Source organism: Amycolatopsis sp. NBC_00348, from assembly GCF_036114655.1.
GTDB lineage: Bacteria > Actinomycetota > Actinomycetes > Mycobacteriales > Pseudonocardiaceae > Amycolatopsis.
In genome coordinates this window covers 6,470,123-6,492,197 of sequence record NZ_CP107994.1, presented here as the reverse complement: position 1 = coordinate 6,492,197, position 22,075 = coordinate 6,470,123, and the positions used below count along the sequence as shown (strand labels likewise).

At 70.9% G+C, this 22,075-nt stretch carries 19 protein-coding genes; 14 read left to right on the top strand and 5 right to left on the bottom strand.

Features of this window, described 5'->3' with window-relative positions; genetic code table 11:
* Nucleotides 1-143 precede the first annotated feature (143 nt).
* The 6 genes from OHS58_RS28020 (at nucleotide 144) to OHS58_RS27995 (ending at nucleotide 5,424) form a co-directional block, all read left to right on the top strand.
* The gene (locus OHS58_RS28020; RefSeq protein ID WP_326958439.1) at nucleotides 144-1,334 is read left to right on the top strand and encodes a PP2C family protein-serine/threonine phosphatase; all 1,191 of its coding nucleotides are present in this window, start codon (nucleotides 144-146) and stop codon (nucleotides 1,332-1,334) included.
* Nucleotides 1,331-2,872, top strand: a complete 1,542-nt coding sequence (locus OHS58_RS28015; RefSeq protein WP_328644544.1) for a sensor histidine kinase — start codon at nucleotides 1,331-1,333, stop codon at nucleotides 2,870-2,872. The genes OHS58_RS28020 and OHS58_RS28015 overlap by 4 nt, the downstream gene beginning before the upstream one ends.
* On the top strand, nucleotides 2,869-3,309 hold the full coding sequence (locus OHS58_RS28010; RefSeq protein WP_247056788.1) for a response regulator: 441 nt from the start codon (nucleotides 2,869-2,871) through the stop codon (nucleotides 3,307-3,309). Before OHS58_RS28015 ends, OHS58_RS28010 begins: the two co-directional genes overlap by 4 nt.
* Nucleotides 3,310-3,355: 46 nt before the next feature.
* Nucleotides 3,356-3,715 (top strand): STAS domain-containing protein, encoded by a 360-nt coding sequence (locus OHS58_RS28005; protein ID WP_247056786.1) that lies wholly within the window; start codon nucleotides 3,356-3,358, stop codon nucleotides 3,713-3,715.
* A gap of 41 nt (nucleotides 3,716-3,756) precedes the next feature.
* Complete coding sequence (locus tag OHS58_RS28000) at nucleotides 3,757-4,182, top strand: ATP-binding protein (protein WP_326943988.1); 426 nt, start codon at nucleotides 3,757-3,759, stop codon at nucleotides 4,180-4,182.
* 63 nt (nucleotides 4,183-4,245) lie between these two features.
* Complete coding sequence (locus tag OHS58_RS27995; RefSeq protein ID WP_328644543.1) at nucleotides 4,246-5,424, top strand: HNH endonuclease signature motif containing protein; 1,179 nt, start codon at nucleotides 4,246-4,248, stop codon at nucleotides 5,422-5,424.
* A 181-nt stretch (nucleotides 5,425-5,605) separates the two neighbouring features.
* Here OHS58_RS27995 and OHS58_RS27990 read toward each other — a convergent pair whose 3' ends face one another.
* The 4 genes from OHS58_RS27990 to OHS58_RS27975 form a co-directional block, all read right to left on the bottom strand.
* On the bottom strand, nucleotides 5,606-7,228 hold the full coding sequence (locus OHS58_RS27990) for a phospholipase C (protein WP_326958447.1): 1,623 nt from the start codon (nucleotides 7,226-7,228) through the stop codon (nucleotides 5,606-5,608).
* Between the two features lie 41 nt (nucleotides 7,229-7,269).
* On the bottom strand, nucleotides 7,270-8,427 hold the full coding sequence (locus tag OHS58_RS27985) for a Dyp-type peroxidase (protein ID WP_328649871.1): 1,158 nt from the start codon (nucleotides 8,425-8,427) through the stop codon (nucleotides 7,270-7,272).
* A 431-nt stretch (nucleotides 8,428-8,858) separates the two neighbouring features.
* On the bottom strand, nucleotides 8,859-9,998 hold the full coding sequence (locus tag OHS58_RS27980; protein WP_442875472.1) for an EfeM/EfeO family lipoprotein: 1,140 nt from the start codon (nucleotides 9,996-9,998) through the stop codon (nucleotides 8,859-8,861).
* A 495-nt stretch (nucleotides 9,999-10,493) separates the two neighbouring features.
* Nucleotides 10,494-11,189, bottom strand: coding sequence for a hypothetical protein (locus tag OHS58_RS27975; protein WP_247056776.1), 696 nt, complete (start codon nucleotides 11,187-11,189; stop codon nucleotides 10,494-10,496).
* Between the two features lie 275 nt (nucleotides 11,190-11,464).
* On the opposite strand from OHS58_RS27975, the gene OHS58_RS27970 reads away from it, so the two are divergent.
* Nucleotides 11,465-12,268 carry a hypothetical protein gene (locus tag OHS58_RS27970; protein ID WP_247056774.1) on the top strand — a complete coding sequence of 268 codons (804 nt, stop codon included), beginning with the start codon at nucleotides 11,465-11,467 and terminating at the stop codon, nucleotides 12,266-12,268.
* Nucleotides 12,265-14,001: a serine/threonine-protein kinase gene (locus OHS58_RS27965; protein ID WP_328644542.1), complete on the top strand. Its 1,737-nt coding sequence runs from the start codon at nucleotides 12,265-12,267 to the stop codon at nucleotides 13,999-14,001. The genes OHS58_RS27970 and OHS58_RS27965 overlap by 4 nt, the downstream gene beginning before the upstream one ends.
* Here the strand turns inward: OHS58_RS27965 and OHS58_RS27960 are convergent.
* Nucleotides 13,979-14,401, bottom strand: coding sequence for a hypothetical protein (locus OHS58_RS27960; protein WP_326943983.1), 423 nt, complete (start codon nucleotides 14,399-14,401; stop codon nucleotides 13,979-13,981). The genes OHS58_RS27965 and OHS58_RS27960 overlap by 23 nt on opposite strands.
* Before the next feature lie 295 nt (nucleotides 14,402-14,696).
* Here OHS58_RS27960 and OHS58_RS27955 point away from each other — a divergent pair, with 295 nt between their 5' ends.
* The 6 genes from OHS58_RS27955 (at nucleotide 14,697) to OHS58_RS27930 (ending at nucleotide 22,032) form a co-directional block, all read left to right on the top strand.
* Nucleotides 14,697-15,254, top strand: a complete 558-nt coding sequence (locus tag OHS58_RS27955) for an AAA family ATPase (RefSeq protein ID WP_328644541.1) — start codon at nucleotides 14,697-14,699, stop codon at nucleotides 15,252-15,254.
* Between the two features lie 81 nt (nucleotides 15,255-15,335).
* Nucleotides 15,336-17,111, top strand: a complete 1,776-nt coding sequence (locus OHS58_RS27950) for a chitinase (protein WP_328644540.1) — start codon at nucleotides 15,336-15,338, stop codon at nucleotides 17,109-17,111.
* Between the two features lie 48 nt (nucleotides 17,112-17,159).
* The gene (locus OHS58_RS27945; protein WP_326951640.1) at nucleotides 17,160-17,903 is read left to right on the top strand and encodes an IclR family transcriptional regulator; all 744 of its coding nucleotides are present in this window, start codon (nucleotides 17,160-17,162) and stop codon (nucleotides 17,901-17,903) included.
* A gap of 72 nt (nucleotides 17,904-17,975) precedes the next feature.
* Complete coding sequence (locus OHS58_RS27940; RefSeq protein ID WP_328644539.1) at nucleotides 17,976-19,127, top strand: 4-hydroxybenzoate 3-monooxygenase; 1,152 nt, start codon at nucleotides 17,976-17,978, stop codon at nucleotides 19,125-19,127.
* 166 nt (nucleotides 19,128-19,293) lie between these two features.
* Nucleotides 19,294-20,916, top strand: coding sequence for an FAD-dependent oxidoreductase (locus tag OHS58_RS27935; RefSeq protein WP_328644538.1), 1,623 nt, complete (start codon nucleotides 19,294-19,296; stop codon nucleotides 20,914-20,916).
* Nucleotides 20,917-20,973: 57 nt separating this feature from the next.
* Nucleotides 20,974-22,032 (top strand): LacI family DNA-binding transcriptional regulator, encoded by a 1,059-nt coding sequence (locus tag OHS58_RS27930; protein ID WP_328644537.1) that lies wholly within the window; start codon nucleotides 20,974-20,976, stop codon nucleotides 22,030-22,032.
* Nucleotides 22,033-22,075 lie beyond the last annotated feature (43 nt).

Sequence of the window (22,075 nt, the reverse complement as noted above, 5' to 3'; positions counted from 1 at the left end):
CGCGACCCGAACCGTTATGCACGCGGCGGAACACCGGGGTGCTATAAATCGCTACCCCAGGCGGGGCCCGTGTGGTCGTAGGCGGCCGCGCCCGGTGCCGCTAGGGTGATCGCCTGCAAGGTGCCGCTGAACGGGAGAATCCGGTGACCGCCGACTCATCGTGGGATCCCCGCACCCGCTTGCGCGTGCTGCTGATCGAGGACGACGACGGCGACGCGCTGCTGGTCGACGAAATGCTCGCCGACACCTCCGTGCCGGTCGCGCTCGAACGCGTCGAGACCCTTTCCGCCGCCCTGGCCGCGCCGTTGACCGCCGACTGCGTCCTGCTCGACCTCCAGCTGCCCGACGCGATGGGGCTCGGCGGGCTCACCCGCCTGGCCCAGCACGCGCCCGGCGTCGCGGTCGTCGTGCTGACCGGCCAGCACGACCAGGCCACCGGCGTCGCCGCGGTCGCCGCCGGCGCCCAGGACTACCTCGTCAAGGACCAGGTCGACGGGCCACTGCTGGTGAAGGCTCTGCGCTTCGCCCGCGAACGCAAGCGCGCCGAGCAGGTCGAGCAGCAGTTCCTCCAGCAGCAGCTGCTCGCCCGCGAGAACGCGCGGCTCGAGCGCGGCCTGCTGCCCAGCCCGCTGCTGCGCGACCCGCACCTCGAACTGGCCTCCCGCTACCGGCCCGGCCGCAACGGCTCCCTGCTCGGCGGCGACTTCTACGACGCCATCGAGCTCACCGACGGCAGCCTCAACATGATCATCGGCGACGTCTGCGGCCACGGCCCGGACGAGGCCGCGCTCGGCGTCGCGCTGCGGATCGCGTGGCGCTCGCTGGTGATGGCCGGCCTGCCGATGCCCGACGTGCTGAGCATGGTCGAGCGGGTCCTGGTGCACGAGCGGATCGAGCCGCTGTTCGCGACGGTCTGCATGGTCGTCGTCGCGCCGGACCGAAGATCCCTGCGCCTGTCGCTGGCGGGGCACCTGCCGCCGCTGCTGCTCACCCCCGGTGACGGGCACCTGCTCTCCGGCGAACGCCTCGGCGTCCCGCTCGGCGTCGTCGAGGGCACGAAATGGGAGGCCCTCGACGTGCCGCTGGACCCCGGCTGGTCACTGCTGCTCTACACCGACGGCGTGTTCGAAGGCCGCGTCGGCGCCGGGTCCGAACGGCTCGGCCACGAGCGGATGGCCGAGCTCGTGCTCGACATCCGCCACCAGGACGGCCTCCACGGCCGCGCTCTCCTCGACGAACTGATCGCCCGCGCCGAACGCCTCAACTCCGGCCCGCTGGACGACGACGTCGCCCTCGCCCTGCTGAACCACATCCCTGGGGAGACCGGCCGATGACCGGGACCGTGCGCGGCTGGCCGATCCGCCGCTGGCTGACCCTGCTCGCCATGACCGAGGCCGTGCTGCTGCTCGCGGCCCTGGCCGGCGGCGGGATCGCGTTGAGCAACCTCACCGACGCCCGCAATCGCCTGCTCGACGTCATCGGCTCCCAGCGGCTCGCCGCCATCCAGCTGTCGACGGCCATGCTGAACCAGGAGACCGGCGTCCGCGGCTACCAGCTCGGCCGGCAGCCGGACTTCCTCACGCCCTACACCGACGGCGTCCGCTCGCAGGCCGACGCCGTCACCCAGCTGCGGCAGCTCGGGGCCACGCCGGGCACGCAGATCGGCGACGACCTCGACCGCGTGCTGCGGGCCGCGTCGGCCTGGCAGGCGACGATCGCGCCCACCATCACCCCGGCCGCGCCCGCGGTCACCCCGGCGCAGGCCGACCGCAGCCGGACCCAGTTCGACGCCGTGCGCGGCGCCCTCGACGCCCAGGCCGCCCACCTCACGACGCTGCGCGGCGAGGGGCGCGCCGACCTCGACAGCGCGGCGAACTTCCTGACCGCGATGCTCATCGCCGTCGCCGTGCTCATCGTGCTGTTGTTCGTCCTGCTGTTCCTGGGGCTGCGGCGTGTCATCACGCGGCCCATCCTGCGACTGGCCGGCGAGGTCCGGCACGTCGCCGACCAGGACATCCACCGCCCGGTCCGCGGTGACGGGCCGATCGAGCTCGTCCAGCTCGGCAGCGACGTCGAGGCCATGCGGCAGCGGATCCTCGACGAGGTGGCCGAGCTGGAGCGGGCGCACGCGCTCCTGGACCGGCGGACGCACGAGCTGGAGCGGTCCAACGCTGACCTGGAGCAGTTCGCGTACGTCGCTTCGCACGACCTCCAGGAGCCGCTGCGGAAGGTCGCCAGCTTCTGCCAGCTGCTGCAACGGCGGTACGCGGGCCTGCTCGACGAGCGCGGCGAGCAGTACATCGAGTACGCCGTCGACGGCGCCAAGCGTATGCAGGGCCTGATCAACGACCTCCTGTCGTTCTCCCGCGTCGGCCGGAAGCCGGGGGAGCACGTCGTGGTCCCCGCGGGCGAGCTGGTCGACGGCGCGCTCGCAAACCTCGAAATCGCCCTCTCGCTCAACCGCGGCAAGGTGACCTACGACGACCTGCCCGACGTCCGCGTCGAGCCGGCGCTGCTGACGGCCGTCTTCCAGAACCTCATCGGCAACGCGCTGAAGTTCCACGGCGAGGTGCCGCCGGAGGTGCGCGTCACCGCGGACCGCGACGGCGACGACTGGGTGTTCGCGGTGCGGGACAACGGGATCGGCATCGAAGCCGAGTACGCCGACCGGGTCTTCGCGTTGTTCCAGCGGCTGCACTCCCGCAGCGCCTACCCGGGCACGGGCATCGGGCTGGCCATGTGCCGCCGGATCGTCGAGTACCACGGTGGCCGGATCTGGCTCGACACCGAGGCCGGTGACGAGGGGGCCACCTTCCGCTTCACCCTGCCCGCGCGGCTCGAGCGCGGCGCCGAGGAAAACGAGGACGCATGACCGAGGCCCTGCCCCCGATCGACATCCTGCTCGTCGAGGACGACCCCGGCGATGTGTTGATGACCCAGGAAGCGTTCGAGCACCACAAGATCCGCAACGCCCTGCACGTCGCGAGCGACGGCGTCGAAGCGCTTCGCTTCCTGCACCGCGAGGGCCCGTTCGCCGACGCGCCGCGGCCGGGGCTGATCCTGCTCGACCTCAACCTGCCCCGCAAGGACGGGCGCGAGGTCCTCGGCGAGATCAAGCAGGACCCGGCGCTGCGGACCATCCCGGTGGTCGTGCTGACGACGTCGGAGGCGGAGGAGGACATCCTGCGCAGCTACGACCTGCACGCCAACGCCTACGTCACCAAGCCGGTCGACTTCGAGAAGTTCGTCGAGGTGGTCCGGCAGATCGACGACTTCTGGGTCACCGTGGTGCAGTTGCCGCACCGCTGACGCGGGCGTTGGCGCCGGGGCGCGGATTGGGGCACGATAAGTGGCCGTGAGCCCTTCACCCCGGGATCTCCCCGCCACCGAGCTGGCGGCCACGCTTGACTGGCGCGGCCAGGCCGCCGTGCTCCGCGTGGCGGGCGAAATCGACCTGCTCAGCGCACCGGACTTCGAGGAAGTCGTCGACACCGTGCTCGCCGAAGGCCCCGAAGTGCTGGTGGTCGACCTGCGAGCGGTGACGTTCTTCTGTTCGGCGGGCCTGCAGGTGCTCGCGGCCGCGCACCGCAAACTGGCGGAGCACGCGCTGCGGGTGGTGAGTGACTCGCCGGTGACGTCGGGACCGCTGACGACCACCGGGCTCGACACGTGGATCGGCGTCCACCCGACGGTCGACGAAGCCCTCCGGAAGTGACGGGCACCGCGAGCCCCGGGCCGGGCAGAAAGGCGAACCCGATGCACGAATCCGCCGGGTCGGCGGCCCCGTTCCGCTGTCACGGCGTCGCCGCCGCACCCGAGGCGTTGCGGCGCCTGCGGCACGACCTCACGGCTTGGGTCCTGGCCGCGGGCGTCGAGCCGTCCCGGGCCCAGGACATCGCGCTGGCGAGCTACGAGGCGTTGGCCAATGTGGCCGACCACGCATACCACGGCTCGGGCTCCGGCCTGGTCGACCTCGACGCCGCGATCCACGCCGACCGCGTAGAGGTGGTCATCACGGACCATGGCCAGTGGCGCACGCCGGTCCCCGATCCCCGCCCGGTTTCGTTGCGGGGCCGGGGGTTGATGTTGCTGAGGGCGAGCGCAGACCGGGCGGACATCGCGTCCGGCGAGGACGGGACTGTGGTGACTCTAGCCTGGGATCTGGACCCAGTGCGTCCGTAACTCTCCGCCCTTCGCCCGATCGTGTGATGAACGGGTGTTCGATCCTGGGCTAGTGTTCATGGTGTGGACGACGACCGGATGTGGCAGGCCGACGCGGTGGCATTAGCCGACCGCGTCGATGAGTTGGTGACCCGGATCCGTTGTGCGGAAGCGGAACTGGGCGCGGTGCTGGTCGAGATCGAGCACCGCGGCGTAGACGAGCTGTTCGGATACCGTTCAGTGGCGCGCTTTCTGGCAGACCGGGCGGACATTTCCGCTGGTGTGGCAGGAAAGCTGATGCGGCGGGCGCGAGAGTTGAACGCGGATCCCGCGCTGGCCCCTGCCACCGCCGCGGCGGCCCGGGAAGGCCGGCTGAGCAACCCGGCGATCAACACGATCCTCGAAACAGTGCGCCAGATCCCAGACGAGCATCGAGCGGATGCCGAACGCGAATTGGTGACGCTGGCCCGGACAACGGGCCGAAGACAGGTAGCCGTTTTGGGTACGCACCTGCTGGGCCACTTCGCCCCGGTCGACACATCTCCGCCGACTCCCGAGCGCCAGTTGTCGTTGCGGCGCAAGAGAACCGGCGTCTGGGAGCTACACGGCCGATTCGACGACGAGACCGGCACTCGAGCCCATGCAATGCTGGATTCCCTGACCGAGTGCCGATCCGACGACCCCCGCTCTCCGAGGGAACGTTTCGGCGACGCGTTCTCGGACGTGATCGACCTGGCTCTGAACTCTCTCGAACTCCCGCGCCAGCCCGGCCGACGAGCCCCCACGCGCGTGACGGTATCCATCGCGGGCCGGAAAACCGCCACTGGCTCGACCTGCCTGGACGACGCAGGCGAAATCCCGGCGGCGGATGCCCTGATCCACGCGTGCGACGGCAGCACCATCTCCGCGGTACTGGACGGCGAGAGCGAGTCCCAGGACCTGGGCCGCCTCCGGCGCCTGATGACGGCGGGACTCCGCCGAGCCCTGCACTTGCGTGGCCGAGGCTGCGCGTTCGATGGTTGCCACCGACCACCCCGCCAGTGCCAGGGCCACCACATCCGACAGCAGTCCGAGGACGGCCTGGCGAGTTGGGAAAGTCCGGTCCAGCTGTGCAGCTACCACCACCGTCTGCTGCACAGGTCGGGTTGGCAGATCCACATCACCCCGGACGGCCTAGCGGAGTCCACCCCGCCGACGTCCGATGACCGGCGCCGAAAACCCGAGCACAACGACGTCGACAGTCCGCAGTCCAGGGCGGCTTGATCGGCGGTGGGTTCCCGAACGTGGACGGGTCCCAGGCCGACCAGCGGACCGTGCCAGCAGTCACTCGCTGGCCTCGACGTCACCGTTCGGACTCAGGTGACACGGCAGCCGACCGTCCGCGCCCTGAACAGCAAGACGGGCTCGCGGCCAGCCTGACCACGAGCCCGTCCAGCATCACAAACTACCGATGTGCCACGGCCCCGGTTTTCGGGTCGAGCGTCAGCTTCGACGCCTGAGGCCACCAGAAGTTGAACATGTTGGACATCGAGTTCGCCCGTGAATCGTACGAACTGTCGCCGATGCGGCCTGCGAACCAGTTGTCCTCGATGAACTTCAGCACCGAGGTCTGGTCCGTCAACGTGTGGTCGACGTGGTTCACTTTGCTGTACGGGGAAATCACCATCAGCGGAAGCCGCGGTCCGTAGCCGCAGCGGTCCGCGTAACCGCCCAGTGTTGTCTTCTTCGCCGTGCAGACGGCCTGGTCCTGCGAAGCGTCGTGAGAACCGTTGATCACCGGGGACGAGACGTGGTCGTACCAGCCGTCCGAGTCGTCATAGGCCAGGACGATCGCCGTCGAGCGCCAGTCGGGGGACTGCTGGATCTTGTTGACTTCGCTGACCACGAACTGCTGCTCGTCCAGCGGGTCCGAGTAGCCCGCGTGACCGTCCTGGTACTCCGGGGCCTTCAGGAAACTCACCGCGGGCATCGAGCCGGCCTGCAGGGAGTCGTTGAAGTCCGCGACGTCGTACTGGTGGTTCGCGCGGTCCGTCTGGCCGATCGCCTGGACCGACGACGGCGGCAGGTGCTTCGGGTTAGCCGTCGACGGGTAGTACTGGAACGGCTCGTGGTGTGGGCTGTAGTCCACCGCCGCGGCGCCGCCGATGTTGGCGTGCGTGGTGCCGCAGACCGCGTAACCGTTGGCCGAACCGGTCGGGCGGAAGCCGCCTTGGAACCAGCCCCACGTCACGTGGCGCTGGTTGAGCAGGTCGCCGACGTTGCGGCCGTGCATGGTCGCCAGGTTGTCCGTGCTCGTGTGATTCTTGTCCGAGCAGTCGTCCCAAGCCGGGTCTGGGTCGTTGATCATCGTGCCGACGCCGTTCGCGTCCGGCGACTGGACCGCGTAGGCGTCGCTGACCGGCTCGTGCGTCACCGGGTTCACGGCCTGGACGCCGTGCGTGTTGCCCGAGACGAGGTTGATCGCGCCCGGGGTCGACGGCCCGAAGTTCGCGTCGAACGAGTTGTCGTTCAGCGAGTAGTGCTGCGCGTAGTTCCACATGCCGGTGACGGTGTTGCCGTCGAAGTAGTCCATCACCAGGCCGGGCTCGCCGAACAGCACGGGCTGGCCGGTGCACTTGTCCGTCTCGGTCTTCTCGACGAACTTGTCCATCTTGCCGCCGTTGAAGGCGGCCTGCTCCGCGCCGTAGTTGTGGTTCTGGTCGCAGGTCAGCGCCTGCTCGTGCGTGAGCCGCTTCGGGTTGTACGCGTTCGGGTTGTCGGTCAGCAGCTTGTGGTCCAGGCCGTTGACCTTCGGGGTGTTGCGCGCGGCCTGGAACGGCGTGCCGTCCGTGTTCGCCGCGTTCGGGTAGGTGCCGAAGTAGTGGTCGAAGGCGATGTTCTCGCCGAAGATGACCACGACGTGCTTGATCGGCGTCGAGGTGGGGATCCACTGCGCCGGGTACGGGTGCAGCGGCTGGGCTTCCGCGGTGGTCGCCGCGGAACCGGTGGCGACGGCCAGCACGGCGACCGAGGCGAGTGCCCCGGCGCCGAGCAGGCCGCGTCGCCGCCGGCGGGGTCGGGTGTCCACTTCGGATTCCTCCTGGTGTTTCGTGGTGGTGGGGAACGGTGTCAGGTCAGTAATGCTCGGCCGTAGTGGTCGTCCGGGCTCGTTACGCCCGGCAGCGCGAAGAAGTAGCCACCGCCGAACGGGGAGATGTAGTCGGTCAGCGGCTCGTCGGCCAGCCGGGTCTGGACCGCCTCGAACTGGCGCTCCAGGTCCTGCTGGTAGCAGACGAACATCAGGCCCATGTCGAGGTTGCCGTTGCTGTCGACGCCGCGGTCGTAGTTCACGGCGCGCCGCAGGATCCGGCTGTTGTCGGTCTCGGGGGTGCGCGGGTTGGCCTTGCGGATGTGGCTGGTCAGCGGGATCACCGTGCCGATGGGGTCGTCGGCGTAGCGGGGGACGTCCTTCTCGTCGGTGCCGTCGAGCGGCGCGCCCGTGTCACGGCGGCGGCCGAACATGTTCTCCTGCTCGGCCAGTGAAACCCGGTCCCAGAACTCCACCAGCATCCGGATCAGCCGGATGACCTGGTAGCTGCCACCCGCGGCCCACGCCGGTTCGCCGGCTCCGGTCGTCCACAGGAGGCTGTCCAGTTCGGACCCTTCCGGGTTCGCGGTGCCGTCTTTGAAGCCCATCAGGTTCCGCGGCGTGCCGGACGGCCTCGGCGGCGAGCTGAAGCCGTTCAGCCGCCAGCGCAGCTGCATGCCGCCGCGGGTGGCGCGGGTGATGTCGCGCAGGGCGTGCAGCACCGTGTCGTTGGCGTTCGCGGAAAGCGTCAGGCTCAGGTCGCCGTGGCACTGCGCCGGGTCGAGGGCGTCGTTCGGGAACGTTGTCATCGGCTTCAGCTTGGCGGGCTTGAGCTTCGCCAGGCCGTAGCGGTCGTCGAACAGTGACGATCCGACGCCGAGGATCACGCCCAGGTCGCCACCCGGCACGACCGGGCCGAGTACTCCGGAGTCGGCGGGCGGTCCGGTGATGCCGAGCGCGGCCGGCGCGCCGCCGCCGGTGAGGAACCGGGTCCGGTCGGTGATGGCGCGGAACAGGTCGGTCAGCTCGGCCTTCGACTCCGCGACGACATCGAACGAGGCGATGACCGTCTGGGTCGGGGGCAGCCGCAGGATCGCGGCCTGGTTGGCGCCATGAAAGGGAACGGGCGACGTGCTGTCGGTGACGGCGGCGGACGCCCCGAGCCCGGCCCCGGCGGCCACGGTCAGGCCGGCGCCCATCGCGGCCCGGCGCAGGAACGAACGCCGAGGCAGTCCACCGGCCGGGTGCGGCACGGGACAACGAGGCTGGTCGGTCACGGGACCCTCCTCGGTTCGGCGTCGGTGGTGATCGGTGTCGGCAGGTCCGCGGCGGTGGGGTGTGGCATGGGACAGGGAGGCTGGTCGGTCACGAGACCCTCCCCGGTTCGGCGTCGGTGGTGATCGGTGTCGGCAGGTCCGCAGCGGTGGGGTGCGGCACGCGGCAGCGAGGTTGGTCGGTCATGCCACCCTCCCCGGTTCGGCGCGGGCGGTGAGTCGGTGCCGGCGGCCGGGCGAGGACGGGACGGCGAGGTTGGTCGGTCACAGGACCTTCCTCGGTTCAGCGCCGGCAGTGGTCGGCGTCGGCGGGACCGCGGAGGTGGGGTGCGGCGCGGGACAGCGAGGCTGGTGGGTCATGAGACCCTCCTCGGCTCGGCGATTGCCGCTATCGGGGCCAGCAGCTCTGTCAGCTCGCTTACGTCGGCGTTGAGCTTCTGTCGCTGCTTCACGTCCAGCTGGGCCAGCGGGGTCCACGTCCCGTCGGGGCGATGCGCGGCGTCCAGTGTTGTCTGCGTGCGAGTCAGCCAGCTGTCCAGCTTGGGCAGCTGCTGGTAGCGCGGTGTGAGGAGCGGGCGCAGGACGTCGAGTACAGCTCGGGTGCCGTCGAGGTTGGCACGGGCGGTGGCCAGGTTGGTGCCGCTGCCGTAGTCCGTGCGGCCCGTCAGTTCGAACTGCAGCGTGTTCTCCATGATCTCGTGCGCGCGCAGGGCTAGGTCGTTGCCGTCGACCTGGCTGTCGGCGAACGATGTCTGCAGTGCGTGGGCGTCCGTGTCCAGCTGGTCGGCGACGCCGGCGAGCGCGCCTAGGTCCTCGCCGTGCCAGAGGCCGGACTCCAGGCGGTGGAAGCCGGTGAAGCCTTCGTCGCTGATGCCGCCGGGTAGACCGTCCGCGGTGCCGTTGAGTGCGCCGTCCGTGTCGCCGAACGCGTCGTATGCGGCGCCCAGGCGCTCGTAGGTCAGGTGTGCGGTCAGCCAGGCCGTCTCGCTCGCCGCGCGGTCGCCGCCGTGGACGGCGTTCTTCAGCGCGCCCGTGTTCGTGACCAGCTCGCCCAGGCCGGAGGTGACGTGCGCCTGGTACGCCTTGAGCGGGCCGAGCAGGTCGTTGTGCGTCACCGGCGCTACCCCCGGGCCGGTCCGGTCGGCGCCGCCGCTGACCTGTGCGGTCGGCCCGACGATCGCGCCCGCGTCCTCGGGTAGGCAGCGGAACGCGTAGCTGCCGTTGCCCAGGTTGACCTGCAGCGGCCGGGTGGTCGCCGGGCCCAGTCCCTCGATCTCGCCGTAGATCACGCCGGTGGCGGGGTCGATCAGGTCGACCTCGGCGGTCACCGAGCCGGTGTTGTGCACGCGGAACGTCTGCGGGCCCGGCTTCGGGGCCGCCCAGCCGGTGCCGCACGACGAGCGCGACACGGCGATCTCCGGGTCCTGCGCCTCGGCGTCGCGTGGCCAGAACACGACGACCGCGCCGGCCACGACGGCGAGGGCGACCACCGCCACGATCCAGCGGGTACGCACTGACCCCGGCACGCGCGCTCTCCCGTCACTCGATCGGACCATTCCCGGTCACGGATCATGCGAGCCTAACGCCCGTAAAACCACTACGGAGGCCGTCGGGAGTAGGAAAATTCACCGGGACTTCAGCGGCACGCTCCCGAAAAGGGGAGGATTCAGACGTTTTGCTGTGCCTGTTGTGTCGTTTTGGTCCGATAAGTCGGGGTCACGCAAGTGGGGTGCCGGTCTGCGGGAGCGTCGTCGGGCTCGGTAGCGGTGTGCCCTGCGGTTCCCAGTGTGACCGTGGCCTTCGTGCGGCTTCCCTGCGCGGTTTCGGTGTTGACGCCTGTGCCTTTCACTCATTCCCGGGTGAAAGGCGCAGGCGCGGGAAAGTCCGCGGTAAGGCTCGGATTCGCGGACGACCTGTTCGGAACCGCTCGCTTTCCGTCCAAGTCATCGGCGAGCCTTTCCCCGTATCGAAGGAAACAACTGCCGGGGCGTTTACGGGAAGCGGATCACCGCGATGCCGGCCAGCACGAAGAACACCAGGATCACCAGGGTGCTCGTCTGCCCGCCGGACGAGCGGGTCACGACCTGGTCGACCGTGCCCGTCAGCCGCACTCCGCATTCGGCGACCACCGTGTGCGGGCCGGCCTCGATCCGGGTGAACTGGACCGGTGCGGTGAAGGCGCCGGTGCTGTCGGTGTAGGCGGAGCCGACCTCGGCGCCGTCGGCCATCAGCGTCACCATCCGGCCGGGCTCGCAGCCCCTCCCGGACGCCGACAGCTCGTCGCCCGGCTGGACGCTCGGCCGGTCGAGCACCAGCTCGCCCGGCTTCGGCACGGTGCTGGTCGTCGTCGGGGCGCCGGGTGTGGTGGGGGTGGTTGACGTCGGCGGTGTGCTGGTGGTCGTGGGTGGGGTGGTCGTCGTCGACGGCGGGGTCGTGGTGGGGGTCCCGGGCTTCGAGGGCTTGGTCGTCACGGGCGGCGGCGTGACCGGTGTCGTGGTCGGCGGTGGCGGCGGGGTCGTGGTGGTCGTGCCGGTCACGGTGAACCGGCTGCCCGCGCTCAACGGCCCGCCGGTGCGGGCGTTGGTGCACGTGCCGGTGACGGGGTAGGTGCCGGGCTGGGCGCCGCCGGGCACCTTGGCCGCGACCGTGCCGCTAGTGGTCTGCAGGGTGGCCGGCGTGGACCACATCGGCGTGCCGTTCCAGGAAAAGGTGACCGCGCCTTTGCAGGGGTAGAAACTCCAGGAAATGGTGAACGAGCTTCCGGCCGGTCCGCTCGACGGTTTCAAACCAACCGAAGAAGTGTATTGTGCGTTGGCGTTGGACGCGAACACGACCAGGAGCAACGCTCCGGTCACCGCGCCGAAAAACAACCGAACCACGTAACGCATCGGAACGTCCTCCCCAGGTGTGTGCTCGCTGTAGCATCCCGGACCAACTGGATTACGCAAGTAGGGGATGCCCAATGGGACGTGTCATCGCGGCGGGGGTTGCGTTGGGTTTGTGCGCGGTGCTGCTCGGCGCACCGGCCGCCTCGGCGGAGTCGGGTTCGCTCGGACTGCAGGTGTCGATCGACGATCGGCCGATCGCGGACGCCACCGTGCCGATCGACCCGGCGAGCCAGGTCAAGCTCGAGGTCGTGGCCACCAACACCGGCAACGCGCCGGTGAAGGTCCGCAGCGTGCGGGTGTCCGGCGTCGCCCTCGCGCTCACCTTCTTCGCCTACGACACGACAGCGCCATTCGAGGTGCCGGCGCGCGGCAGCGCGACGCGGACGTTCGTGCTCGACCTCGGCGACCTGTCCGGGCAGGCGACGGGGCTGCTGCCGTCGTCGGTCGAGCTGCTCGACGCCGGGCGCGTGACGCTCGGCGAGGCGACCACGGTCGCCGACGTCCGGGGCTCGTTCTGGTCGGTCTACGGCGTCTTCGGCCTGGCGATGCTCGTGCTCACGATCCTGGCCTGGCTGACGGCGCTGCTCGCGCTGGCCCGGCACCGCCTGGCCGCCAACCGCTGGCGCCGCGGCCTGCGGTTCCTGCCCGCCGGGTTCGGCACCGGCCTGGTCGCGGTGATCACGCTGTCCGTGCTGCGGCTGGTCCCGCCGGAACCGGCGATCGAGATCCCGGTGGTGCTCGGCGCCGCGGCGATCGCGTTCCTGCTCGGCTACCTGACCCCCAACCCGGTGAAGCCGGCCCCCGAGCCCGAGTACGAGACCGTCGGTGACCAGACCGTCCGGATGCGCGTGCCCGCGACCCGGGACCTCGGCCGATGAGCGCACCGGCGGACCTGATCGCCGCGCTCCCGCAGTACGACATCGGCGCCGAGATCGGCGAAGGCGGCATGGGTGTCGTGTTCGCCGGGACGCACCGGACGCTGGGCCGCAGCGTCGCGATCAAGCAGCTGCCCTGGGACGTGCTCAACCACGCCGCGAGCAGCGAGCTGTTCGATCGCGAGGCCCGCGTGCTGGCCAGCCTGGACCACCCGCACATCGTGCCGGTGTACGACTACGTCCGCACCGGTCGCGAGCACCTGCTGGTGATGGAACGGCTCGACGGCGGCACCGTGCACAGCCGGTTCCACGGCGGTGGCGTCAGCGGCGAGCAGGCGTGCGCGATCGGCCTGGCGATGCTCGCCGGGCTGCACGCGGCGCACCGGGCGGGCGTGCTGCACCTCGACGTCAAGCCGCGGAACCTGCTCTTCAGCACGCAGGGCGTCATGAAGGTGGCCGACTTCGGCATCGCGCGCGTCATCAGCGAAGGCGCCACGCTCGTCACGCACGGCGGCGAGATCCTCGGCACCCCGGCCTACATCGCGCCGGAGCAGGCGATGGGCAACGCGCTGAGCCCGGCAGCGGACGTCTACGCGGCCGGCACGGTGCTCTACGAACTGCTGTCCCGGCAGCTGCCGTTCGACAACACGCGCGGCGCGATCAGCATGATGCGCCAGCACATGTTCACCGACCCGCGGCCGATCGCGGGGGTGCCGATGCCCATCGCGGGCGTGATCATGCGCAGCCTCGCCCGCGAACCCGAGTCACGCTACCGGGAGGCCGAGGCGTTCGCGGCCGACCTGGCCGGCGCCGCCACCGCCGTCTACGGCCCGGGCTGGCTCGAACGCGCCGGCGTGCCGGTGCTGCACCTGACGCCGCGGGTGATCTCCGGGCTCAACTCGCCGACCGCGCCGGCCCCGCCGGTCGACGCCCGGACGCGGCCGGTCCAGCGGCCCGCGCCGGACCCGACGTTGTCCGCCACGCGCATTCCGCAGCAGCAGCCCGTGCCCGAAGAAGTGACGCCGTCGTCGGCGGCGACGCTGTGGTTCCGGCTCGCCGCGGCCGCCGCGCTCATCGCGCTGGTCGTGCTCACGCTGCTCACCCCGGAACGGCTGCCGCACCAAGCGTCGCCCACGCTGAAACTGGGCGACGCGCCCGTGTCGGCGCCGGTCGAGGTGGACCTGAGCAAGCCGCTGACCGTGACCGGCCCCGGCAACCCCGGCCGGATCGCGCTCGACCTGACCGCCGCCGGGATCCCGCTCGGCTCCGCCGAGACGACGGCGAAGGCCGCCGGCAACGGCTTCACCGCCCAGCTCGAGCTGCCGGGCCTGGCGCGGTGGATCGTCGGCGGCGCGGTCACCGCGACCATCCAGACCGGGACCGTCACCCAGACGTTCACCCTGCTCACCTCGCAGCACCCGCTGGCCAGCGCGATGGGCGCGGGCAGCCTCATCCTGGCGCTGTTCGCGCTCGCCTACCTGGAGTCGGTGCTGCGGAACATCCGCAACGGCCACCGCGGGCGGGGCGCGCTGGTCGCCGGGCCGGTGCTCGGCGTGCTGTTCGGCGCCGCGGTGTGGCTGTGCGTGTCGGTGCTGCGCGTGCACGAACCGGCCGCGGGGTTCGGCGCCGGGTGCGCGGTGGCGGGCGCCGTCGCGGCCGGGTTCGTCGTCGCGGCGGCCCGGCGCAAGTCCACAGTGGCTAGTCGATCAGTGGCTAGTCGATCATCCGGACGGTGACGTTCGGGCTGTAGGTCTTGCGCCGGCTCCACCCGAGCTCGGCGCACAGGCTCAGCTGGATCGAGCGGTCGGCGGGCGCCCAGTAGCCGGTGCGGACGAAGTAGCCCTCCATCGTGCTGAGCGCGCCGAGGCTCTTGCGCGCCGAGCACATCTCCCAGCCCCACTGGCGCCCGGACTTCTCGACGCCGTTGCGGCGCACGGACAGGCGCGGGTTGCCGACCGCGCGGATGTCGGCGTCGCCCTGCGCGACGTAGACGACGCCGTCGATCTTGTAGAACCGGTTGTTGTCGAGCAGGGTCACCTGGCCGGAGAGGGTGACTTCGACCCGGCCGCCGTCGTCGCCGGTGAGTGTCCAATCGAGACAGTATTCCTGGAGTGGGAGTTCCAGCGACTGGGTCATGGTGCCTTTCCCCTGTTCTGGCCGTGGCGTCCCTTCCAGAAGATAGGGATTTTCCGGACGCCGGGAAGAGGTGGGGAAGATCTTCACCCGAAGCGGTTCCGGGCCGTCGAATGCCGTGCCACGCATGGGTTTTCAGGCGAGTGGGTGACGGTGGACACGGGACGTGAGAACCGGTCCCACCTCGGAGTGGTGCCGCCCCGCCGCCGGGGTGCCCGGTGCGGACGGTCACTGGCGAAGTCACGGTCCGGAGTCGAAAGTAAAGGAACCATTACCTTCGGCCGGGCGTTGTCAGGGCATGAGCGAGCCCACCGTCATCGAGCTCGGCCCGCGTGACCTGCTCGTCGTCGCCGGGCTGCCCGGCGCGGGCAAGACCACCATGCTCCGCCACGCGGCCGAGGGGCTGCCGGTGCTCGACTCCGACCAGGTCCGGGCGCGGCTGGCGACGGTGCTGCCGGACGCGGTGCCCTACCGCTGGTACCGGCCGCTCGTGCACGCGGGGCACCGGCTGCGGATCGTCAGGCGGGCCATCTTCGCCGACGGGCCGCTCGTCGTCCACGAACCCTCGACGCGGGCGTCGACCCGCGCGCTGCTCGCAGTGGTCGGGAGGCTGACCGGGCGTTCGATGCGGCTGCTGTTCGTCGACGCCACCGCCGAGCAGGCCCTGGAGGGGCAGCGCAGCCGGGGCCGGATGGTGCGGCCGCGCTCGTTCGACCGGCACGTCCGCCGCACCGGGAAGTGGCGGGCGGAGCTGCTCGCCGACCGGGTGCCGCCCGGCTGGCGCAGCGTCCAGGTGGTCGACCGCGCCGGCGCGAAGCGCACCCGCCTCGTGGCCCGGCTGTTGGTCGCCCGCTGACGAGTTGGTCTGGACATTTTACTCAGTGGTCTAGACAATATGGTTCTCCGCGGTGCTACCGCGTCCCCACTGGAGGACCCGATGAGGCGTTCCAGATTCTCCGCAGCACTCGCCGCCCTCGCGCTGGCGCTCTCCGGCCTGGTGGCCGGCGGAGGCACCGCCGACGCGGCCAACCTGCTCACCAACCCCGGTTTCGAGGCCGGCTCGCTGTCCGGCTGGACGTGCTCGGGTGGCACGGCCGTGACGACGCCGGTGCACTCCGGCGGCTACGCGCTGGCCGCCACCCCGGCCGGCTCCGACTACGCCCAGTGCGCGCAGACGGTGTCCGTACTGCCGAACACGACCTACACCGTGTCCGCGTGGGTCCGCGGCAACCCGGTCTACCTCGGCATCACCGGCGGCGCGTCGACCTGGTCGGGCAACGCGGGCGCCTACAACCAGCTTTCGCTGTCGTTCACCTCGGCCGCGGGCCAGACGTCGGCCCAGCTCTACCTGCACGGCTGGTACGGCGCGGGCACCTACTACGCCGACGACGTCGTCCTCGACGGTCCCGGCGGCAGCACTCCCGGCACGCCGGGAGCACCCGGGACGCCGTCCGTCGGCGCCGTCACGACCTCCTCGATCGCCCTGAGCTGGGGCGCGAGCGCGGGCACCGTCACCGGCTACCGCGTCTACGAAGGCAGCACGCTCCGTACGACCGTCACCGGAACGAGTGCCACCCTCACGGGGTTGACGGCCTGCTCGACGCACAGCTACACCGTCGCCGCGTACAACACCGCCGGCGAGTCGCCGCGCACCGCCGCGGCCACCGGCAGCACCACCGGCTGCGTCGACACGGGGCTGCCCAAGCACTCCCTGATCGGCTACCTGCACGCGAGCTTCGCGAACGGCTCCGGGTACGTCCGGATGGCCGACGTCCCCGCGGCCTGGGACATCATCGACCTGTCCTTCGGTGAGCCGACGTCGGTGACCTCCGGCGACATCCGCTTCAACCGCTGCTCGGTCGCGGAGTGCCCGAACGTCGAGAGCGACGCCGACTTCATCGCCGCGATCCGCGCGAAGCAGGCGCAGGGCAAGAAGGTGCTGATCTCCATCGGCGGCCAGAACGGCCAGGTCCAGCTGACCACGACCGCCGCGCGCGACACCTTCGTCAGCTCCGTCTCGGCGATCATCGACAAGTACGGCCTCAACGGCCTCGACGTCGACTTCGAAGGCCACTCGCTCTCGCTCAACGCCGGCGACACGGACTTCCACAACCCGACGACGCCGTCGATCGTCAACCTGATCTCCGCGCTGAAGTCGCTGAAAGCCAAGTACGGCGCGGGTTTCGTGCTGACGATGGCGCCGGAGACGTTCTTCGTCCAGGTCGGCTACCAGTTCTACGGCGGCTCGGGCGGCGGTGACGCGCGGACCGGCGCGTACCTGCCGGTGATCAACGCGTTGCGCGACTCGCTGACCGTGTTGCACGTCCAGGACTACAACTCCGGCCCGGTGATGGGCCTGGACAACCAGTACCACAACATGGGCGCGGCGGACTTCCCGATCGCGATGGGCGACATGCTCAAGGCCGGTTTCAGCGTGGCGAACACCGGCCAGTTCTTCCCGGGGCTGCGGCCGGACCAGATCGCGGTCGGGCTGCCGGCGGCGGTCAGCGCCGGCAACGGCTACCTCGCGCCGTCCGTCGTCCAGACGGCGGTGACCTGCCTGGCCAAGGGCACCGGCTGCGGTTCTTACACGCTGCGCGGCGGCGCGTCGCCGGCGTTGCGCGGGCTGATGACGTGGTCGATCAACTGGGACAAGTACTACAACTGGGAGTTCCAGAACAGCCACGAGCCGTTCCTGAACGCCCTGCCGTGACGCGTCGCGGTGTGCCCCGCCTCAGGGTGGGGCACACTGCCTGACGTGGTGAGACCGGCCCACGGCGAGTCCGTGATTTCGCGCGTCGTCCGCGTCTTCGAGACGTTCGGGCCGGACACGCCGGCGCTGCGCGTGTCCGACGTCGCGCGGCGCGCGGGCCTGCACGTCGCGACGGCGTCGCGGCTGATCGACGAGCTGGTCGGGCACGGCTGGCTGCGGCGTGACCCCGACCGGCAGGTCCGGGTGGGTGTCCGATTGTGGGAGCTGGCGTCGCGCGCGTCGCCGACGCTCGGGCTGCGCGAAGCGGCGCTGCCGTTCATGGAGGACCTGCACGCCGTCGTCGGGCACCACACCCAGCTCGCCGTGCTGGAGGACCGCGAGGTGCTGTTCGTCGAGCGGCTTTCGGCGCCCGGCGCGGTCGTCAACGTGACGCGGGTGGCCGGGCGGCTGCCGCTGCACGCGTCGTCGTCCGGGCTCGTGCTGCTCGCCCACGCCCCCGCCGAGCTGCGGGAAGAGGTGCTGGCCGGGCCGCTTCCGGCGTACCGCCGCACCACGCTCACCGAGCCCGCGCGGCTGCGGCGGTTCCTCGCCGACGTCCGGCGCGACGGCTACGCGTACTGCGCGGGCTTCATCGACGAGGAGACGACCGGCATCGCCGTGCCGCTGCGCGGGCCGGCCGGCGACGTCGTCGCGGCGCTGTCGGTGATCGTCCCCACCGGCCGGAACGCCCGGATGCAGATCCCGGCCCTGCTCGCCGCGGCGCGCGGTATTTCGCGGACAATCTCTCAATGAATGAGAATGGCCTGGTGTGACGCGCGCTCTCGGCGTCATCCTCGGGGTCCAGCCGTCGAAAGGACGTTCCGCGTGCGCACCCAGGTCGCCATCGTCGGCGCCGGCCCGGCCGGGCTGCTGCTGTCCCACCTGCTCGGCCTCGAGGGCATCGACTCGGTGCTGCTCGAACGGCAGACCGCGGAGTACGTCCAGGCGCGCATCCGCGCGGGCATCCTCGAAGCCGGCACGGTCGAGCTGCTCCGGAACTCCGGCCTCGGCGACCGGCTCGACGCCGAGGGCATGGAGCACCGCGGGATCCACCTCCAGTGGCCGGGTCACCGGCACCACCTGGACTTCGTCGACCTCGCCGGCCGGTCGGTGACGGTCTACGGCCAGACCGAGGTGACCAAGGACCTGATGGCGGCGCGGGAAAAGGCCGGGCGGCCGGCGTTCTACTCCGTCTCCGACGTCGAGCTGCACGACGTCACCGGCTCGCCGTCGGTGTCCTTTGTGGATGGTGACGGGCGCGCGCAGCGGATCGACGCCGACGTCGTCGTCGGCTGCGACGGTTTTCACGGGCCCAGTCGGGAGTTCATGCCGCAGCAGAAGGTCTGGGAGCGGACGTACCCGTTCGCGTGGCTGGGGGTGCTGGCCGACGTCGCGCCGTCGACCGACGAGCTGATCTACGCGTGGCACCCGGACGGTTTCGCCATGCACAGCATGCGCTCGCCGCACGTCAGCCGCTTCTACCTGCAGGTGACGCCGGACGAGGACATCGCGCGGTGGAGTGACGACCGGATCTGGACGGCGCTGTCGGAACGGCTCGGCGTCCCGGGCTGGACGTTGCGGACGGGACCGATCACGGAGAAGAGCGTGCTGCCGATGCGCAGCTTCGTGACGACCCCGATGCGGCACGGAAACCTTTACCTGGCCGGGGATGCGGCCCACATCGTCCCACCGACGGGCGCCAAGGGCCTGAACCTCGCGGTAGCCGACGTCGCCCTGCTTTCCACGGCCCTCACGGCTTCGTTCCGGGGCGATGGCAGCCTCGTCGACGCCTATTCGGCGACGGCGTTGCAGCGGGTCTGGCGCTGCACGCACTTCTCGTGGTGGATGACGTCGATGCTGCACCGCCACGGCGACGACTTCGACGCGCAGCTCCAGCTGTCCCAGCTCCAGCGCACGGTGACGTCCGAGGCTGCGGCGACGGAACTGGCCAACAACTACGCGGGCCTGCCGCTCTAGCTCTCTGCCGCGGCGGGGTCGTGAGTGGTTAGGGCGGTTAGAACCGCCCTAACCACTCACGACAAGCCGCGGCAGACCCACACTCTTGACGCGCGGCCCCGACTCCCGCAGTATGCCGTGAGTAATTCGTATTACTCCGGCAGTGTGGCGAGATGCGGGAAGGCTCATGAAGGAACTGGACACGGAGATTCTGGTCGTCGGCGGCGGGCTCGGCGGGGTCGCCGCCGCGCTGGCGGCGGCCAAGGCCGGACGGCGCGTGGTGCTCACCGAGGCGACCGACTGGCTCGGCGGGCAGCTGACCGCGCAGGCCGTGCCGCCCGACGAGAACCCGTGGATCGAACGGTTCGGGTCCACCCGCACCTACCGTGAGCTGCGCGAAGGCATCCGCGGCTACTACCGGCGCCACTACCCGCTGCGTGCCGAGGCCGCCGCCCTGGCCGAGCTGAACCCCGGCGCCGGGAAGGTGAGCAAGCTCTGCCACGAACCGCGCGTCGCGCTCGCCGTCGTCGAGAGCCTGCTCGCGCCGCACCGCAGCGCCGGGCGGATCCGCGTCCTCCTCGAACACCGGCCGGTCGACGCCGTGACCAGCGGCGATCGCGTCGACGCCGTCACCCTCGAAGGCCGCGACGGGGAGCGCGTCACCGTGAAAGCGCGGTACGTCCTCGACGCCACCGAGGACGGCGACCTCCTGCCGCTCACCGGCACCGAGCACGTCACCGGGGCGGAGGCGCGCAGCGAGCACGACGAGCCCCACGCCCCGGCGGAAGCCGATCCCGCGAACCTGCAGGGGATCACCTACTGCTTCGCCGTTTCGCACCACGAGGGCGAGCACCACGTCATCGACCGGCCCGAGATGTACGGCTTCTGGCGCGACTACCAACCCGACTTCTGGCCCGGCCCGCTGCTCGGCTTCGTCGCCCCCGACCCCCGGACGCTCGAGCCCGTGAAACGCACCTTCGTGCCGAACCCGGCCGGCGACCCCCTCGCCGTCAGCGCCGACCAGAGCGCCGACGCGGGGGACAAGGAGCTCTGGGCGTTCCGGCGCATCCTCGCCCGCGGCCTGCACGCCGACGGCGCCTTCGACTCCGACATCACCCTGGTCAACTGGCCGCTCAACGACTACTGGCTCAAGCCCGCGCTCACCATCCCCGGACACGCGGACGAAGCCGTCGTCAAAGAGGCGCACCACGAAGCCAAGCAGCTGAGCCTGTCCGTCCTGTACTGGCTGCAGACCGAAGCGCCCCGCGCGGACGGCGGCACCGGCTTCCCCGGGCTCAAGCTGCGTCACGACGTCACCGGCACCGACGACGGCCTCGCGAAGTCCGCGTACGTCCGCGAAGCGCGGCGGATCAAGGCCGTCACCACCGTCACCGAGCACGACGTCTCGGCGGAGATCCTCGGCGTCGACGGCCGGGTGCGGCGCGCGGACGCCGTCGGGGTCGGGAGCTACCGGATCGACCTGCACCCGTCGACCGGCGGGGACAACTACGTCGACGTCGCGAGCGTGCCGTACGAGATCCCGCTCGGCGCGCTGGTGCCCGTCCGGGTGCGCAACCTGCTGCCCGCGGGCAAGAACGCCGGCACCACGCACATCACCAACGGTTGCTTCCGGCTGCACCCGGTCGAGTGGAACATCGGCGAGGTCGCCGGGCTGCTCGCCGCGTTCGCCGTGCGCGAGGGTGTCGAGCCACGGGCGGTGCAGGCCGACGGCCGGCTCTTCGAGGAGTTCGCGCGCGAGCTGGACGCCGCCGGGGTGGAGCGCCGGTGGCCGGAAGTGCGGGGGTACTGAAAGTGCCGCCTGTACTGTGCCGATTGTCCGCGGCAGTCGCGCTGGAGGGAGTCATCGATGACGGCGGGTTCGGGCCGGGTCACGCAGGCCCAGGTGGCACGCCTGGCCGGCGTCTCGCAGGCCGTCGTCTCGATGGTCCTGAACGGCTCCGACAGCCTGCGCATCACCCCCGAGACCCGCGAACGCGTGCAGCAGGTGCTCCGCGAGACCGGGTACACCGTGGACATCATGGGCCGGCGGCTGCGCGGCAAGTCCAACCAGATCCTCGGCGTGTTCACCTACGAGTCGGTGTTCCCGTCCGGCGTGGCCGACTTCTACCGGCCGTTCCTGCTCGGCATCGAGGAGGAGGCCGAGGCCCAGGGCTTCGACCTGCTGCTGTTCACCAGCGGTGGCCGCCGCGACGGGCGCCGCCGCATCTACGACCAGGGCACGAACCGGCTGCGCATCGCCGACGGCTCGGTCCTGCTCGGCCGGCACAACGACCCGCAGGAGCTCGCGCAGCTCGTCGAGGAGCAGTTCCCGTTCGTGTTCGTCGGCCGCCGCGAGTCGCCGACCGGGCCGATCAGCTACGTCGGCGCCGACTACGTCGCGGCCACCCGTGAGGTGCACGAGTGGCTGTGGCAGCTCGGGCACCGCAAGATCGGCCTGCTGAGCGTCACCGAGGAGAACGAGCCGACGCTCGACCGGCGCACCGGCTACGACGCCGCGGCGCGCAAGCACCGCCGGCCGCCGCTGGTGTTCCTCGCCGACGACCCGGCGCTCGCGCTGCGGCAGGCGCTCGACGAAGGCGTCACCGCGCTGCTCGTCGAGAGCTCGGCGATGGCCGACGGCATCCTGGCGTGCGCGCACGACTTCGGCCTGGCCGTGCCCGACGACCTTTCCCTCGTCGTGCTGGGCGACGCCGACCCGTCGCAGCAGCCGGCGGCGCACGCGGTGCCGAGCACGGCCACCGACTGGTCGATGTTCCGCATTCCGCGGCACGAGATGGGCGCGCACGCGGTGCGCGTCCTGGTCGAGCTGCTCGCGGATCCGAAGCCCCGGCAGCTGCTGCTGCCGTGCACGTTCCACGAGGGTGCCACCGCGGCGGCACCCTCCACAGTGCACACTCAGAACTAGGCGCACTGGCTGTTGACAGCCTACGAACGAGACGTTTACCGTC